The 12,621-nt window shown below is 57.1% G+C and carries 15 protein-coding genes; 7 read left to right on the forward strand and 8 right to left on the reverse strand.

Features of this window, described 5'->3' with window-relative positions; all coding sequences use genetic code 11:
• Window positions 1-67: 67 nt before the first annotated feature.
• Both ACR0A1_RS09295 and ACR0A1_RS09300 read right to left on the reverse strand, forming a co-directional pair.
• The gene (locus tag ACR0A1_RS09295) at window positions 68-292 is read right to left on the reverse strand and encodes a DUF1150 family protein (protein ID WP_170392397.1); all 225 of its coding nucleotides are present in this window, start codon (window positions 290-292) and stop codon (window positions 68-70) included.
• 5 nt (window positions 293-297) lie between these two features.
• The gene (locus ACR0A1_RS09300) at window positions 298-711 is read right to left on the reverse strand and encodes an Hsp20 family protein (RefSeq protein WP_480867189.1); all 414 of its coding nucleotides are present in this window, start codon (window positions 709-711) and stop codon (window positions 298-300) included.
• A gap of 165 nt (window positions 712-876) precedes the next feature.
• Here ACR0A1_RS09300 and ACR0A1_RS09305 point away from each other — a divergent pair, with 165 nt between their 5' ends.
• The 4 genes from ACR0A1_RS09305 (at window position 877) to ACR0A1_RS09320 (ending at window position 3,485) form a co-directional block, all read left to right on the forward strand.
• On the forward strand, window positions 877-1,101 hold the full coding sequence (locus ACR0A1_RS09305; RefSeq protein WP_010441787.1) for a YdcH family protein: 225 nt from the start codon (window positions 877-879) through the stop codon (window positions 1,099-1,101).
• A gap of 76 nt (window positions 1,102-1,177) precedes the next feature.
• Window positions 1,178-1,663 (forward strand): 5-(carboxyamino)imidazole ribonucleotide mutase, encoded by a 486-nt coding sequence (gene purE / locus ACR0A1_RS09310; protein WP_170420576.1) that lies wholly within the window; start codon window positions 1,178-1,180, stop codon window positions 1,661-1,663.
• On the forward strand, window positions 1,660-2,415 hold the full coding sequence (locus ACR0A1_RS09315) for an NAD(P)-binding domain-containing protein (protein WP_480867191.1): 756 nt from the start codon (window positions 1,660-1,662) through the stop codon (window positions 2,413-2,415). Before purE ends, ACR0A1_RS09315 begins: the two co-directional genes overlap by 4 nt.
• 2 nt (window positions 2,416-2,417) lie before the next feature.
• Window positions 2,418-3,485 (forward strand): 5-(carboxyamino)imidazole ribonucleotide synthase, encoded by a 1,068-nt coding sequence (locus ACR0A1_RS09320; RefSeq protein WP_480867639.1) that lies wholly within the window; start codon window positions 2,418-2,420, stop codon window positions 3,483-3,485.
• Between the two features lie 61 nt (window positions 3,486-3,546).
• Here ACR0A1_RS09320 and ACR0A1_RS09325 read toward each other — a convergent pair whose 3' ends face one another.
• The 6 genes from ACR0A1_RS09325 to ACR0A1_RS09350 all read right to left on the reverse strand — a co-directional run bounded on the left by ACR0A1_RS09325 (window position 3,547) and on the right by ACR0A1_RS09350 (window position 9,367).
• Window positions 3,547-4,698: an alpha-D-ribose 1-methylphosphonate 5-triphosphate diphosphatase gene (locus tag ACR0A1_RS09325; protein ID WP_480867193.1), complete on the reverse strand. Its 1,152-nt coding sequence runs from the start codon at window positions 4,696-4,698 to the stop codon at window positions 3,547-3,549.
• Window positions 4,695-5,468, reverse strand: a complete 774-nt coding sequence (locus ACR0A1_RS09330; RefSeq protein ID WP_170392407.1) for an alpha/beta fold hydrolase — start codon at window positions 5,466-5,468, stop codon at window positions 4,695-4,697. The genes ACR0A1_RS09325 and ACR0A1_RS09330 overlap by 4 nt, the downstream gene beginning before the upstream one ends.
• Window positions 5,469-5,506: 38 nt before the next feature.
• Window positions 5,507-6,349 carry a DMT family transporter gene (locus ACR0A1_RS09335; RefSeq protein WP_480867196.1) on the reverse strand — a complete coding sequence of 281 codons (843 nt, stop codon included), beginning with the start codon at window positions 6,347-6,349 and terminating at the stop codon, window positions 5,507-5,509.
• A gap of 182 nt (window positions 6,350-6,531) precedes the next feature.
• Complete coding sequence (gene groL, locus ACR0A1_RS09340; RefSeq protein WP_170392413.1) at window positions 6,532-8,175, reverse strand: chaperonin GroEL; 1,644 nt, start codon at window positions 8,173-8,175, stop codon at window positions 6,532-6,534.
• A 55-nt stretch (window positions 8,176-8,230) separates the two neighbouring features.
• Window positions 8,231-8,518, reverse strand: coding sequence for a co-chaperone GroES (gene groES / locus ACR0A1_RS09345; protein ID WP_010441779.1), 288 nt, complete (start codon window positions 8,516-8,518; stop codon window positions 8,231-8,233).
• Window positions 8,519-8,692: 174 nt separating this feature from the next.
• Window positions 8,693-9,367 (reverse strand): DUF2161 domain-containing phosphodiesterase, encoded by a 675-nt coding sequence (locus tag ACR0A1_RS09350; RefSeq protein ID WP_480867198.1) that lies wholly within the window; start codon window positions 9,365-9,367, stop codon window positions 8,693-8,695.
• A gap of 121 nt (window positions 9,368-9,488) precedes the next feature.
• On the opposite strand from ACR0A1_RS09350, the gene ACR0A1_RS09355 reads away from it, so the two are divergent.
• The 3 genes from ACR0A1_RS09355 to ACR0A1_RS09365 all read left to right on the forward strand — a co-directional run bounded on the left by ACR0A1_RS09355 (window position 9,489) and on the right by ACR0A1_RS09365 (window position 12,561).
• Window positions 9,489-10,469, forward strand: coding sequence for a TraB/GumN family protein (locus tag ACR0A1_RS09355; protein WP_480867200.1), 981 nt, complete (start codon window positions 9,489-9,491; stop codon window positions 10,467-10,469).
• A gap of 99 nt (window positions 10,470-10,568) precedes the next feature.
• Complete coding sequence (locus ACR0A1_RS09360) at window positions 10,569-11,489, forward strand: manganese-dependent inorganic pyrophosphatase (RefSeq protein WP_480763163.1); 921 nt, start codon at window positions 10,569-10,571, stop codon at window positions 11,487-11,489.
• A gap of 196 nt (window positions 11,490-11,685) precedes the next feature.
• A complete protein-coding gene (locus ACR0A1_RS09365; protein WP_170392423.1) occupies window positions 11,686-12,561 on the forward strand; it encodes a TIGR01459 family HAD-type hydrolase in 876 nt (291 codons plus the stop codon).
• Window positions 12,562-12,621: the final 60 nt, after the last annotated feature.

Genomic DNA, 12,621 nt, shown 5'->3' on the forward strand with positions numbered 1-12,621 from the left:
TCAATCAGCGGCACGATCACCGCTTAGGCAGAAAATGTCACGTCAATTCGGCGGAATGTTTGGTGGCCTAGTGAACGGCCACCGGGGACAGGTCATGTTCGCGTGCCAGTACAAAGGCCAGCTTGCGGTCGGCAACCAGTGCCAATTGCTGCCCATCGGAATCGTGGACAGCATACAGCTGATCCAGATCGCCTGCCTGCTCGCGCAGATCTTGCGGAAGGTCTGCCACATCAACGGCCTTTACATAGACAATCCGATTGCCTTCGGCGTTGATCTCAATCGGTGTATTCATTGCTCTTACCCCTTCTTGATGTTGATTGTCTGAACCACGGTTTCAGGCACGGCGCGGGTCAGGTCCACATGCAGCAGACCGTTTTCCATGATCGCCTCGCCCACCTCGACCCCGTCAGCCAGCACAAACATGCGCTGGAATTGACGCGCCGCGATGCCACGGTGCAGGAATATGCGCCCCTCGCTGTCGTCGCACTGACGGCCCCGGATCACCAACTGGCGATCCTCGATTGTAATCGACAGGTCCTCTTCCGCGAAACCGGCCACCGCCAAGGTGATGCGATAGGAAAAATCCGAGGTCTGCTCGATATTATAGGGCGGGTATCCTTCATTTCCGGCCTTTGCAGACCGTTCCAGAAGGCGTTCCAACTGCTCGAACCCCAAAAGATGCGGGTATGAGCCTAAGGTAAGTTTCGACACGTATTTTCGTCCTTCATTGTCAAAGCGACGTATTCTGCGGTCCCGATGTCGGCAACCGCGTGATATAGAATATGGGAAGATACAGGGATGTCCACAAGGTCTGGCCGGATAAACCCTGACACACTATCTTGTGTTAGAAGCACCACTTGAAACACTGAGTCGTCCATGAACGCACCCACCGATCTTTCGATGAAAACCGATGAAGTCCTACGGGTGGAATTAGAGGTCTTTCGACGCCAGCACCGTGATTTGGACGAAGCGATCGAGGCCTTGCAGGCCAAGGGGACCTCGGACCAATTGACGATCAAGCGGCTAAAAAAGCAGAAACTGCGCCTGAAAGACATCATCCGTCTGATCGAAGACAGATTGACCCCCGATATCATCGCCTGAGACGCGCGTACCGCATTGCCACATATGCGGATTTGGCTATAGTGCGCGCTCTTTCCGATGGCAGGGGCGTAAGCGGATGAGCGATGTGAAAGTAGGGATCATCATGGGCAGCCAGTCGGACTGGCCTACGATGAAAGAGGCCGCCGATATTCTGGATGAGCTGGGCATCGCATATGAGGCGCGTATCGTCTCAGCCCACCGCACGCCGGATCGCCTCTGGGATTATGGTAAAACCGCCGTGTCGCGCGGCTTGCAGGTCATTATCGCGGGCGCGGGTGGCGCGGCGCATTTGCCGGGCATGATGGCTTCGAAAACCCGCGTGCCGGTAGTTGGCGTTCCGGTGCAGACCCGCGCGTTGTCGGGTGTGGATTCGCTCTATTCCATCGTGCAGATGCCCAAAGGTTTTCCGGTTGCAACCATGGCTATCGGTTCCGCCGGCGGGGCCAATGCGGGCCTGATGGCCGCGGGCATTCTGGCGCTGCAGGATGCCGCGCTTGCGGAACGGCTGGATGCGTGGCGCGAGGCCCTCTCTGCTTCGATCCCGGAAGAGCCTCAGCAATGAGCCGTATCGGTTTCATCGGCACAGGCCACATCGCTGCGCCAATCGCGCGGCTGATGGCTGCTAAAGGTCATGATCTTTATGTCACCGAGCGCAATGCCCAAGTCTCCTCGGCTCTGCAGGCCGAGCTTGGGGTCCGAGTTGGCACTCCGCAAGGCGTGATTGATGCGTCCGAGATCGTGTTTCTCTGCCTGCGCCCCCATGTGGCCGAGGACGTTCTGGCCCCGCTAAGCTTTCGCGCAGGTCAGCAAATCGTTTCAGTGATGGCCGCCGTCTCTGAGGAGCAGCTATCCTGCCTGTGCGCGCCGGCATCGGATTTTGTGCAAACGATTCCGCTGGGTTTCCTTCAGACAGGAGGTTGCCCGTTGGCCGCTTACGGCAACGATCGCCTCTTGGCAGATTTGTTCGAGCCCGAAAATCCTGTGGTCAAGGTTGCCAATGAGGCCGCGTTGAACGCCCACTTCGCCATCTGCGCCATGGTGCCAGGTATCCTGGATCTTATGGCAACAGGCACCGACTGGTTGGCTGATCAGACCGGCGACAAAGACCGGGCCGAATTCTACACCACGCAGCTTGTGTCAGGGTTTCTGACATCAATGCAAAAAGAGCATGCGGGCCAACTGGCAGCCGAGCGTGACGCGCTTGCGACCGAGGGCACACTGAGCCTTCAGATGACGGATATTTTGCAATCCGAGGGCGCGCATGATGCCTTGCGTGCTGCACTGAGTGCCATTGGCAAGAGATTGGAGACATGACGATGTCAGATATGCTTACGCCCGGTGCGACAATCGGGATATTGGGGGGCGGTCAGCTGGGCAGGATGCTCTCGATCGCGGCTGCACGGTTGGGGTTCAAGTCCCTCATATTCGAGCCGGGCGCAAATCCTCCGGCCGGTCAAGTTGCAAATCAGGTCACGACCGCCGCCTATGATGACGCCGACGCATTGAAGGCCTTTGCGGAGTCGGTGGACGTGATCACCTACGAGTTTGAAAACATCCCCACCCAGGCGCTGGATCTGCTTGAGGCACACCGCCCCATTCACCCGGGTCGAGAGGCGTTGCGGGTCAGTCAGGACCGCTTGACCGAAAAGACATTTCTACAAGGCTTAGGCCTGCAAACCGCGCCCTTTGCAGACATCTCCGATTTGGACAGCTTGCGCGCCGCAATTGATGACATTGGCACCCCCGCCATCCTGAAAACCCGCCGCTTCGGCTATGACGGTAAAGGTCAGGCCCGGCTGCGCGCACCCGAAGATGCCGGGGCGGCACTGGCCGATATGGCGGGCGCGCCGTCCATACTGGAAGGGTTTGTGGACTTCAGCCACGAGGTTTCGGTCATCGCAGCACGCGGTCTGGACGGGCAAGTTGCCTGTTTCGATCCGGGCGAGAATGTCCATCGCGATGGCATCCTGCACACGACCACAATACCGGCACGCCTGTCTCCGGCGCAGCGGACAGATGCGGTATTGCTGGCCGCCAACATTCTCAACGCGCTGGATTATGTCGGCGTCATGGGTGTCGAATTGTTTGTGACGCCACAAGGATTGATCGTGAATGAAATCGCGCCGCGCGTTCATAACTCGGGTCACTGGACCCAGAACGGCTGCGCCGTGGATCAGTTTGAACAACATATTCGCGCAGTGGCCGGTTGGCCTTTGGGCGACGGTCAGCGCCACTCGGACGTCGTGATGGAGAATTTGATCGGGCATGACATGGACCGCGTACCCGAGCTTTCACGCGAACGGGACGTAGCACTGCATCTCTATGGCAAGGCCGAGGTCAAGGCCGGCCGCAAGATGGGGCATTTCAACCGGATTTCGCGATGAGGTAATCGCGCTTACGCGCGATGCCTCCGGCGGAGGTATTTTTAGCCAGATGAAGCCGGGATCAGCTCAAGAAACGTGTTGCGATACTACCGGACATATAGCTGACACACCCGCCTGACAGTGTGGCAGCCACTTTGTGGGTTGTCGCATCGAGTATCACCAGATCAGCACGATTTCCGGGCTGTAGCGTTCCGCGATCATTCAGGCCTAAAACCCGCGCGGGACCGGACGAGACAAGCGCCCAGGCGCTCGCGATATCCAGCAGGCCAGATTTTACCAACATCAGCGCAGCGCGGCGCGGGCTGGGGTAGTGGTAATCCGATGCCAATGCATCACACAAACCCATCGAGATCAGATCCACCGCGCTGGCATTTCCCTTATGTGAGCCGCCCCGCACAACATTGGGTGAGCCGAGGATGATGTGATCTCCGCCCGCCCGGGCACATTCGGCGGCTTCCAGCGTTTCCGGAAATTCCGAGATCATCACCCCGCGCTCGCGCCACTCAGCACGATCCTGCGGCGTTGTATCATCATGGCTGCCGAGCCGAATTCCTCGGTTCGCAAGGACAGTGCAAAGGCTGTCCAGTGCTGCTGGCACCTCGGCGCTGCGGTTGTGCATTGCCTTCAGCATCTCAAAATGCACTTCGGGATTCCGTCCCGCCTTCAGTGCCTGCCCCGTCAAGCGGGGTGGTTTTCGCCCCTCAGCCAGCCGGTCATGAGGTAGATGATCATTCAGAACCACATAAGGCACCTGCCAATCCGCGATACGTTCGGGCAGCCCGTCATAGTCGTCCAGCATATGGGTTTCGAAGCGCAGTTGAGGGATCAGTTGGGTTACAACATCATCCCGAACCGCAGCGATGGCGTCAAAAACCTGACCAGCAAACTCGGGCCCGCGCACGCCGCCTTCCCAACTGTGGAACTGCGCCAGAACAGCTGTGGTTATTCCATTCGCGGCCAGTTCCGCCTCGACCGATAAAATGCCCTCTGCCATCTGCTTCATGGCACCGCGCCGGGGCGCGATGTGACGTTCAAAACCGTCGCCATGCAAATCAATGATGCCAGGCAGGATGAGGTATCCTGACAGATCAATCTGCTGCCCTGCCCTATCGGATTGAACGGTACCTTCGGCGATCGTCAGTTCAGCACGCGACACCCCTTCGCCGGGCAACAGAACATTCGCGCCGGTCAATGTCAGTTCCAACGAGTTCATTGAGTGGGCTCCGAGTCGGGTTCCGAGCAATCTTCCCCAAGACAGATCTGGTCGATGATATCCATCACCCCGTCAAGCCAGGTGATTTGTGGATCGAACTGTCCGAATTCGATGAAATGCAGGGTCTGCGCCATGACCCGCGGGTTGTTCATCATGAACGTATGCGTCACCGGCAAGACGATGTGATCAGCCATACCCTCAACCTTTGTGGTCTCTATCGATACCTTGCCGTCATCTGGACCATCGATCAGAGACGAGAACAATGGGTTCAATGAGTTCTCGCCTGCAATCACCCCCAAATCGAAGTCCACGGGCGGCAGGCGGCGTGGAATACCCTCTGGTCCGGTTCCCAACGCAAGCCCTGCAGGGCCATTCAGAAAGCCGAAAACCTCCCAGGCGCCAAGCTCGTCCACCAGTTGGCTGCCCTGATTAGGAGGCCCGAGCATGACAACGCGTCCCAGATTCTCGGGGTCGTTGTCCTGCAACCAATAGCGCAGCAGAATGCCCCCCATCGAATGAGCTACAACGTTAACCGTATCCTCTCCGCAGGCGGCGAACGCAGCTGGTAAAGTCTGGTTGGCGAGGTCTGGTATTGGTAGGTCTGTCGAAGGGTAACCTGGACGAACCACAGTGTAACCATGCGCATGAAAAAGCTGTTCCATGACGGTAAACGAGGCCTCTGTGCGCGCGAGGCCATGCAGAAGAACCACGCATTTCGCATTGGCCACCGCAGGCATAAGGCACAAGAGGAGAACAGCAAGAAATTTCATACACGCCAGATAAGGCCTAACCCAGGCCGAGGGAACCCCTAGCCACGGTTCCGGCGCAGCACCGCCAGTGCGATGCCGCCGAGTACAAATCCGGCGCCGAGCAGAAGCCTTAGACTTGCCATCTCGGCTAACAGGATGACCCCGGCAGCAATTGCGATAACTGGAACGCTGAGTTGCACGATCGCGGCCACCGCCGGTGAAAGCTGTGGCACGACACGGTACCATAGCGCATAGCCGAGACCGGACGTGACACCTCCGGAAAGCGCAGCCAGCCCATAGCCAAGCGGAGACATTTGCCAATTGCTTCCCAGCAGGAACAGGGCAAATCCCGTGACGGGCAACGCCATGATGAAATTTGCCGCAGTTCCCGACAATGCATCTGGTTCGGACCGGCCCGCGATGGAATATATGGCCCACCCGACCCCGGCAGCCGTCATTAAGCCGGCCCCTGTCGGGTCGACCTGAACCGTCCCAGCAGGCCAAAGAACAAAAGCCAGTCCACCAAGCGCAATACCGGCACCCAATATCTGTCTCAAAGTGGGTGCAGAACCGGTCATCGCACCAATCGCAAACATGGTAATTTGCACAACCCCGAACAGGATCAGCGCACCAAGCCCGGCATCAAGCGTCAGATAAGCTACTGAAAACCCGATCATATAAAGCGACAGTGACCCGGCCCCAACAACACGTCGACGATTAAAAACAGGGATCGAGCCGCCCCGAAGCGCCACCAATACCGTTAAAACCAAGGCACCAGCCAAAACCCGGATAATGGCAAATCCCGCCGGATCACTTGCGCCACTATCGATAGCAAGGCGGTTCAGGATCGAATTCGCAGCGAAGGCGCACATGGTTAAAGCGGTCAGAAGAAACAGTCGCATATCAACCGCATAGCCGTTTCAAAGGGATTTGCACACTACATTCCCGATTGCCGAACCAATCCCGATCCTCCTCGGATCAGAACCTTCTGTCGCCGATGGTACGAAGGCACAACGGTGTTCCGAACAAAAAAACGGGGCCGCCCAAAGGCGACCCCATAAATAAGCACTAAGGCTTAAGCAGCTTACATCATGCCGCCCATGCCGCCCATGTCGGGCATGCCGCCGGCAGGTGCCGCGCCTTCTTTGGCGGGCTTATCGGCAACCATTGCTTCGGTGGTGACCAGCAGGCCCGCAACCGATGCCGCATCTTCCAGAGCGGTACGGACAACTTTGGCCGGGTCGATCACACCGAACGAGAACATGTCGCCATATTCTTCGGTCTGAGCGTTGAAGCCGAAAGCTGCGTCGTCGCTTTCGCGAACTTTGCCAGCAACAACCGCACCGTCGACACCAGCGTTCTCGGCGATCTGGCGCAGAGGCGCTTCGATTGCCTTACGAACGATGTTGATACCTGCGTTCTGGTCGGCGTTTGCACCTTCCAGAGTTTCCAGTGCTTTACCGGCCTGAACCAGAGCAACACCACCGCCCACAACAACGCCTTCTTGTACAGCAGCGCGGGTTGCGTTCAGAGCATCGTCCACACGGTCCTTACGCTCTTTCACTTCAACTTCGGTCATGCCGCCAACGCGGATAACGGCAACACCGCCTGCCAGTTTGGCAACGCGCTCTTGCAGCTTCTCACGGTCGTAATCCGACGAGGTTTCTTCGATCTGAGTGCGGATCTGAGCAACACGTGCTTCGATCTCGGCTTTCTCGCCAGCACCGTCGACGATGGTGGTTTCGTCTTTGGTGATCTCGATCTTCTTGGCGGTGCCCAGCATGTCCATGGTGACGGACTCGAGCTTCATGCCCAGATCTTCGGAGATCACCTGACCACCGGTCAGGATCGCGATGTCCTGCAGCATGGCTTTGCGGCGGTCGCCGAAGCCCGGTGCTTTGACAGCAGCAATTTTCAGGCCGCCGCGCAGTTTGTTGACCACGAGGGTCGCCAGCGCTTCGCCTTCAACGTCTTCCGCGATGATCAGCAGCGGCTTCTGCGACTGGATCACCTGCTCGAGCAGCGGAACCATCGGCTGCAGCGAGGACAGTTTCTTTTCGTGCAGCAGGATCATGCAGTCGTCGAGTTCTGCGATCATCTTGTCTGCGTTGGTGACGAAGTAGGGCGACAGGTAGCCACGGTCGAACTGCATACCTTCGACAACATCGGTCTCGGTTTCCAGACCTTTGTTTTCTTCGACGGTGATAACGCCTTCGTTGCCAACTTTCTGCATCGCGTCTGCGATCTGCTGGCCGATTTCGGCTTCGCCGTTGGCCGAGATGGTGCCAACCTGAGCAACTTCTGCCGAGTCTTTAACTTCACGCGAGGCGTCTTTGATGCCTTCTACAACCTTGGCAGTTGCCAGGTCGATGCCGCGCTTCAGGTCCATCGGGTTCAGGCCAGCAGCAACCTGCTTCAGACCTTCGCGAACGATGGCTTGAGCCAGAACGGTTGCAGTGGTGGTGCCGTCGCCGGCTTCGTCATTGGTGCGGCTGGCGACTTCTTTCACCATCTGCGCGCCCATGTTTTCGAACTTGTCTTCCAGTTCGATTTCCTTGGCAACCGAAACACCGTCTTTGGTGATGCGCGGTGCGCCAAAGGATTTGTCCAGAACCACGTTACGGCCTTTGGGACCCAGGGTCACTTTAACAGCATCGGCCAGAACATTTACACCGGCCAGCATGCGGTTACGGGCATCGGTGTCAAACTTGACGTCCTTTGCAGACATGTTGTCTCTCCTTGAGAATATCTGTTGAAACGAAGATCAGAGAAAGCGGGTGCGCTTACTCGATGATCCCCATGATGTCGCTTTCTTTCATCATCAGCAGCTCTTCGCCGTTGACCTGAACCTCGGTGCCCGACCATTTGCCGAACAGGATCTTGTCGCCAGCTTTTACAGCCATTGCGATCAGTTCGCCGCTGTCCTTGCGCGCGCCTTCGCCGGTTGCAACGACTTCGCCTTCGCTGGGCTTTTCTTTTGCGCTGTCGGGAATGATCAGTCCGCCTGCGGTTTTCTCTTCGCTTTCTACGCGACGAACCAGCACACGGTCATGAAGCGGTTTCAATGCCATCTTTGCAGCTCCTTGGGCTCAAAGTTTGTTTTCCTCCCCTCGCCGACTGACGAGGCGTTAGCACTCGGGTCTCATGAGTGATAACGACGCATAGCTAGGGAGTTGCAGGAAGCGAGTCAACAATATGTGAAAGATTTTTTTGCCCGTCGCGATAAGCAGGCAAGAACAAGGCACCTAGTCTGGCTGATCCCAGCTGTACGCCCAGTGTTTCAGACCTTCTTGCCCTGCCTCAGACAGCGCGTAGACGCCCTTTTCCACTTTTTCGAACCAGCCGTAATGATTGTCGTACATCAAACGTGTCGCCGCACTTACGCCAGTGGCCTTTGCGACATCGGCCCCCTTGCCCGCTCCGTTTTCCGCCAGATGTGCCGCGCATTTTAGCGCATCCTGTCGGTAAGCCGTTACTATCCCATGACGCGTGGCACCGCCCGCATTCGGATCGCCCTGCAACCTTTCAAACTCGCGCAGCAATCGCTTTGCCTTGACCTTATCCTTGCGCGGCGCATAGGGGCCGGGATCGCATTGAACCTCGACCGTCCCATCAGAGCGCACGGTGATCAGACCCAACCCCAGGCGACGGCACAACGCCAGATTATCCTTCACCGCCCGTCGCGCTGCCCGGCCTTTTGGTTTACAGACCCCAATGTAGACCTGATCGGTTATTTTCAGACGGGTGATAGCTTGGTGAAACAGCGCGAGGCTGAAGCGAAGCTTGAGTTCAACGATCACCGGCTCCTGCCCGTCTCGCAGAGCAACAATGTCGGCGGCGCCAACTTCACCTTTCACGGTATATCCCTGACGTTCCAACAAGGCTTTGATGGGTGGGTAAAGGTCCTGCTCGAGCTTCATAACGCTATGCTATGTAGTTTCGCGCGGATTGCCAGCCACGGTTTGAAGACAAACTACATTGCAACTTACAAGAAGGCAGGAGTACGTCTTGGTCATATTCGCCATTTCCGGAAGGTTCCATATGCGCTTGCTCAGCTTTTGTCTCGGCCTTTTGCTTCCGATTACCGCCCATGCGGCCTGCGAAGGGAGAGATCTTAGGCTTGACCTGTCGGCCGAAAGTCAAGCTGATCTCGAGAAGACAATCAGTGACATTCCGTTTCCGGAGGGCAACCACTGGATCGCGACAAAAGACGGGACCGTCTTGCACCTGATCGGCACCCTCCACACCAGCGACCCCCGCATGGCACCCGTGGTCGAGCGCTTGGAGCCAGTTCTGAGGCAGGCCGACGCGTTTTTCTTCGAGGTCACACAGGACGAAATGGACGCGTTCGAAAAAGATCTGGCCGATGATTTCAGCCCGGTCCTGATTACGTCCGGCCCCACTTTGATTGACCTGATGTCGGAAGAAGATTGGACAGCGCTGTCCGCGACTCTGGCCGAGCGTGGCATTCCCGCCTGGATGGCCGCCAAGATGCGCCCCTGGTTTCTAAGCATGATGTTGGGCATTCCGCCTTGCCTGATGAATACCCCAGACTTTGATCGCGGCATGGACACGCGCCTGACGGAACTGGCCGAACAACACGGGATACCCCAGTATTCGCTAGAGCGGATCGAGGATCTGATCGCCATGTTCGACAGCCATCCTCTAGAGGAACAAGTGGCGTCACTGACCAGGCTCGCTGGGGCGCTGCAGACCGGGGACGACCAAATGATCACGATGGCGAACGCCTATATCGAAGAGCAGCACGCCGCGATCATTGAGCTTGCGAAAATTCAGGGACTTGAAGCTTCAGGGATGACACCAGAAGAGTTTAACGCCGAATGGAAAGGGTTCGAGGATCAGCTTCTGGTGCAACGCAACGCCAACTGGATGGAAAAGATTCTGGACCTGAAGGATCAGACCGCGGTGATCGCTGTCGGGGCCGGACATCTGAGCAACGACTACGGCTTACTGAACCAGCTACATCAAGCCGGATATACACTGGAACGCGCTGAATTCTAGGTTTTCAGACCAAGGGTCGCAGCAAGTTTGCTTCCGGGTGACAACCGTGTTTGACCACCCTATAAGGCGCGCAAATCCATATTCTTCAGGACACGAGACATGACAACGCTAGTTTTTGGCCACAAATCTCCCGACACCGATTCCACCGGCTCTCCAATCCTGTGGTCGTGGTATCTGAACGAAGTGAAAGGTGATCAGGCACAGCCCGTTTTGCTAGGCGAACCCAACACCGAAGCCGCCTTTATGCTTGAGCGTTGGGACCTGCCCAAGCCGCAAATCATCGAGGACGTGGCCGAGGATGCACCGGTTGTCATCGTCGACACCAACAATCCGGCCGAGCTGCCCGCCAGCATCAACAGCGCCGATATCCGCGCCATAATCGACCACCACAAACTGGTTGGCGGGCTTGAAACCAAAGGCCCCATCGACATCACTGTGCGCCCGCTGGCCTGCACGGCAACCATCATGGTCGACCTGATGGGTGACGACGCCGCCAAGATGCCCGACGCGATCAAAGGTGCCGCGCTGACCTGCATCCTGTCGGACACACTGGAATTCCGCTCACCCACAACCACCGCGCACGACCGCGCCGTGGCTGAGAAACTGGCGGCTGAACTTGGTCTGGATGTCTCGGCCTACGCCGCCGACATGTTTGCAGCAAAATCGGATGTATCGTCATTCTCGGACGCCGAACTGATCCGCATGGACAGCAAAGAATACGAAGTCGACGGCACCAAGTTCCGGGTCTCGGTTCTGGAAACCACTGCCCCCGGTGTCGTGCTGGATCGCAAGGACAGCATCGTAAGCTCGATGGCTGATGTGGCCAAGGAAGACGGCGTTGATCAGGTGTTGCTGTTCGTGGTCGATATTTTGAACGAAGAAGCGACGCTGCTGGTTCCAAATGATCTGGTCAAAGGTGTCGCTGAGAAGAGCTTTGGCGCAACCGTGGACGGTGACGCGGTTGTGTTGCCCGGCGTGATGAGCCGGAAAAAGCAGATCATTCCGAACCTCAAGGTTTGAATTTAGATCATCAAAGGCGCCCGAAACCGGGCGCTTTTTTTTGCGAGGCTCTGCCTCGCGCTCCGAGATATTTTTGGCCAGATGAACAAGGGGGGTTGATTTCGGCCGCTCCGCCTTGGGCTGCACCTCTGGCCAATTGCGCCACGCTCTGCCATAGGCTTTGACATCTCGCATTCCCTGCTGCACGAGGCGCGCCATGACCCAGATCGTTTCTTCACTCGCTGAAATCTCTGACCGCTACAAAGCGCTGTTTGTTGATTTGTGGGGTTGCGTTCATAATGGGATAACTGCCTACCCAGAGGCTGTCGCGGCACTGCAAGCTTATCGTCAACGTGGTGGCACGGTGGTTCTTGTAACCAATTCCCCCAAGCCTCGGGCCGGGGTTGCCGAGCAGCTTTTACATTTCAATGTGCCGGCAGATTCCTATGACACGATTGCAACCAGCGGTGATTCGGCGCGTTCAGCGATGTTTCGCGGGGCGATTGGCGAAAAAGTCTACTTCATGGGGGAATGGCAGCGGGATGCCGGTTTTTTTGAACCCCTGAAACTGCTGGATCATCCGATCCACATTGAACGCGTTCCGCTGGACGCGGCCGAAGGCATCGTGTGTTGCGGCCCGTTCGACCCGATGGCGGACCCAGATGTGAACCGGCCCGACTTTCTTTATGCCAAGCAGAAAGGGATGAAACTGCTCTGCGCAAATCCGGACATCGTGGTGGACCGAGGCGAAACGCGCGAATGGTGCGCAGGTGCTTTGGCCCGACTTTATACCGAGATGGGTGGTGAAAGCCTATATTTCGGTAAGCCACACCCGCCGATCTACGATCTGGCCCGGCGCAGGTTGCAGGCGATTGGGGTTGATGTGTCGGATTCTGAAATACTTGCCATAGGGGACGGGCCGCAAACAGATATCGCTGGAGGCATGGGGGAAGGCATTGATACCCTCTTCATCACCGGCGGTTTGGCAGCCGCAGAAACCAAAACATCACATCATCCAGACGAAGACGCGTTGAAAGCTCATAACGAGAAGGAACAGATCAATCCAACCTATTCGATTGGTCGCCTGAGATAGCAAAAAAGACTTGATTTTCTGCAACTGCGAAGTAATAAAGTTGCCGACGAGCGGCAGATG

Source organism: Ruegeria sp. D6, assembly GCF_056534365.1.

Coding starts and splice junctions, on each gene's coding strand:
- ACR0A1_RS09330 (WP_170392407.1), bottom strand. CDS start 5,468: ATGAAATTTCTTGCTGTTCTCCTCTTGTGCCTTATGCCTGCGGTGGCC.
- groES (WP_010441779.1), bottom strand. CDS start 8,518: ATGGCATTGAAACCGCTTCATGACCGTGTGCTGGTTCGTCGCGTAGAA.
- ACR0A1_RS09295 (WP_170392397.1), bottom strand. CDS start 292: ATGAATACACCGATTGAGATCAACGCCGAAGGCAATCGGATTGTCTAT.
- ACR0A1_RS09350 (WP_480867198.1), bottom strand. CDS start 9,367: ATGAAGCTCGAGCAGGACCTTTACCCACCCATCAAAGCCTTGTTGGAA.
- ACR0A1_RS09365 (WP_170392423.1), top strand. CDS start 11,686: ATGACCCAGATCGTTTCTTCACTCGCTGAAATCTCTGACCGCTACAAA.
- ACR0A1_RS09315 (WP_480867191.1), top strand. CDS start 1,660: ATGAGCCGTATCGGTTTCATCGGCACAGGCCACATCGCTGCGCCAATC.
- ACR0A1_RS09320 (WP_480867639.1), top strand. CDS start 2,418: ATGTCAGATATGCTTACGCCCGGTGCGACAATCGGGATATTGGGGGGC.
- ACR0A1_RS09335 (WP_480867196.1), bottom strand. CDS start 6,349: ATGCGACTGTTTCTTCTGACCGCTTTAACCATGTGCGCCTTCGCTGCG.
- ACR0A1_RS09355 (WP_480867200.1), top strand. CDS start 9,489: ATGCGCTTGCTCAGCTTTTGTCTCGGCCTTTTGCTTCCGATTACCGCC.
- ACR0A1_RS09325 (WP_480867193.1), bottom strand. CDS start 4,698: ATGAACTCGTTGGAACTGACATTGACCGGCGCGAATGTTCTGTTGCCC.
- groL (WP_170392413.1), bottom strand. CDS start 8,175: ATGTCTGCAAAGGACGTCAAGTTTGACACCGATGCCCGTAACCGCATG.
- ACR0A1_RS09305 (WP_010441787.1), top strand. CDS start 877: ATGAACGCACCCACCGATCTTTCGATGAAAACCGATGAAGTCCTACGG.
- purE (WP_170420576.1), top strand. CDS start 1,178: ATGAGCGATGTGAAAGTAGGGATCATCATGGGCAGCCAGTCGGACTGG.
- ACR0A1_RS09360 (WP_480763163.1), top strand. CDS start 10,569: ATGACAACGCTAGTTTTTGGCCACAAATCTCCCGACACCGATTCCACC.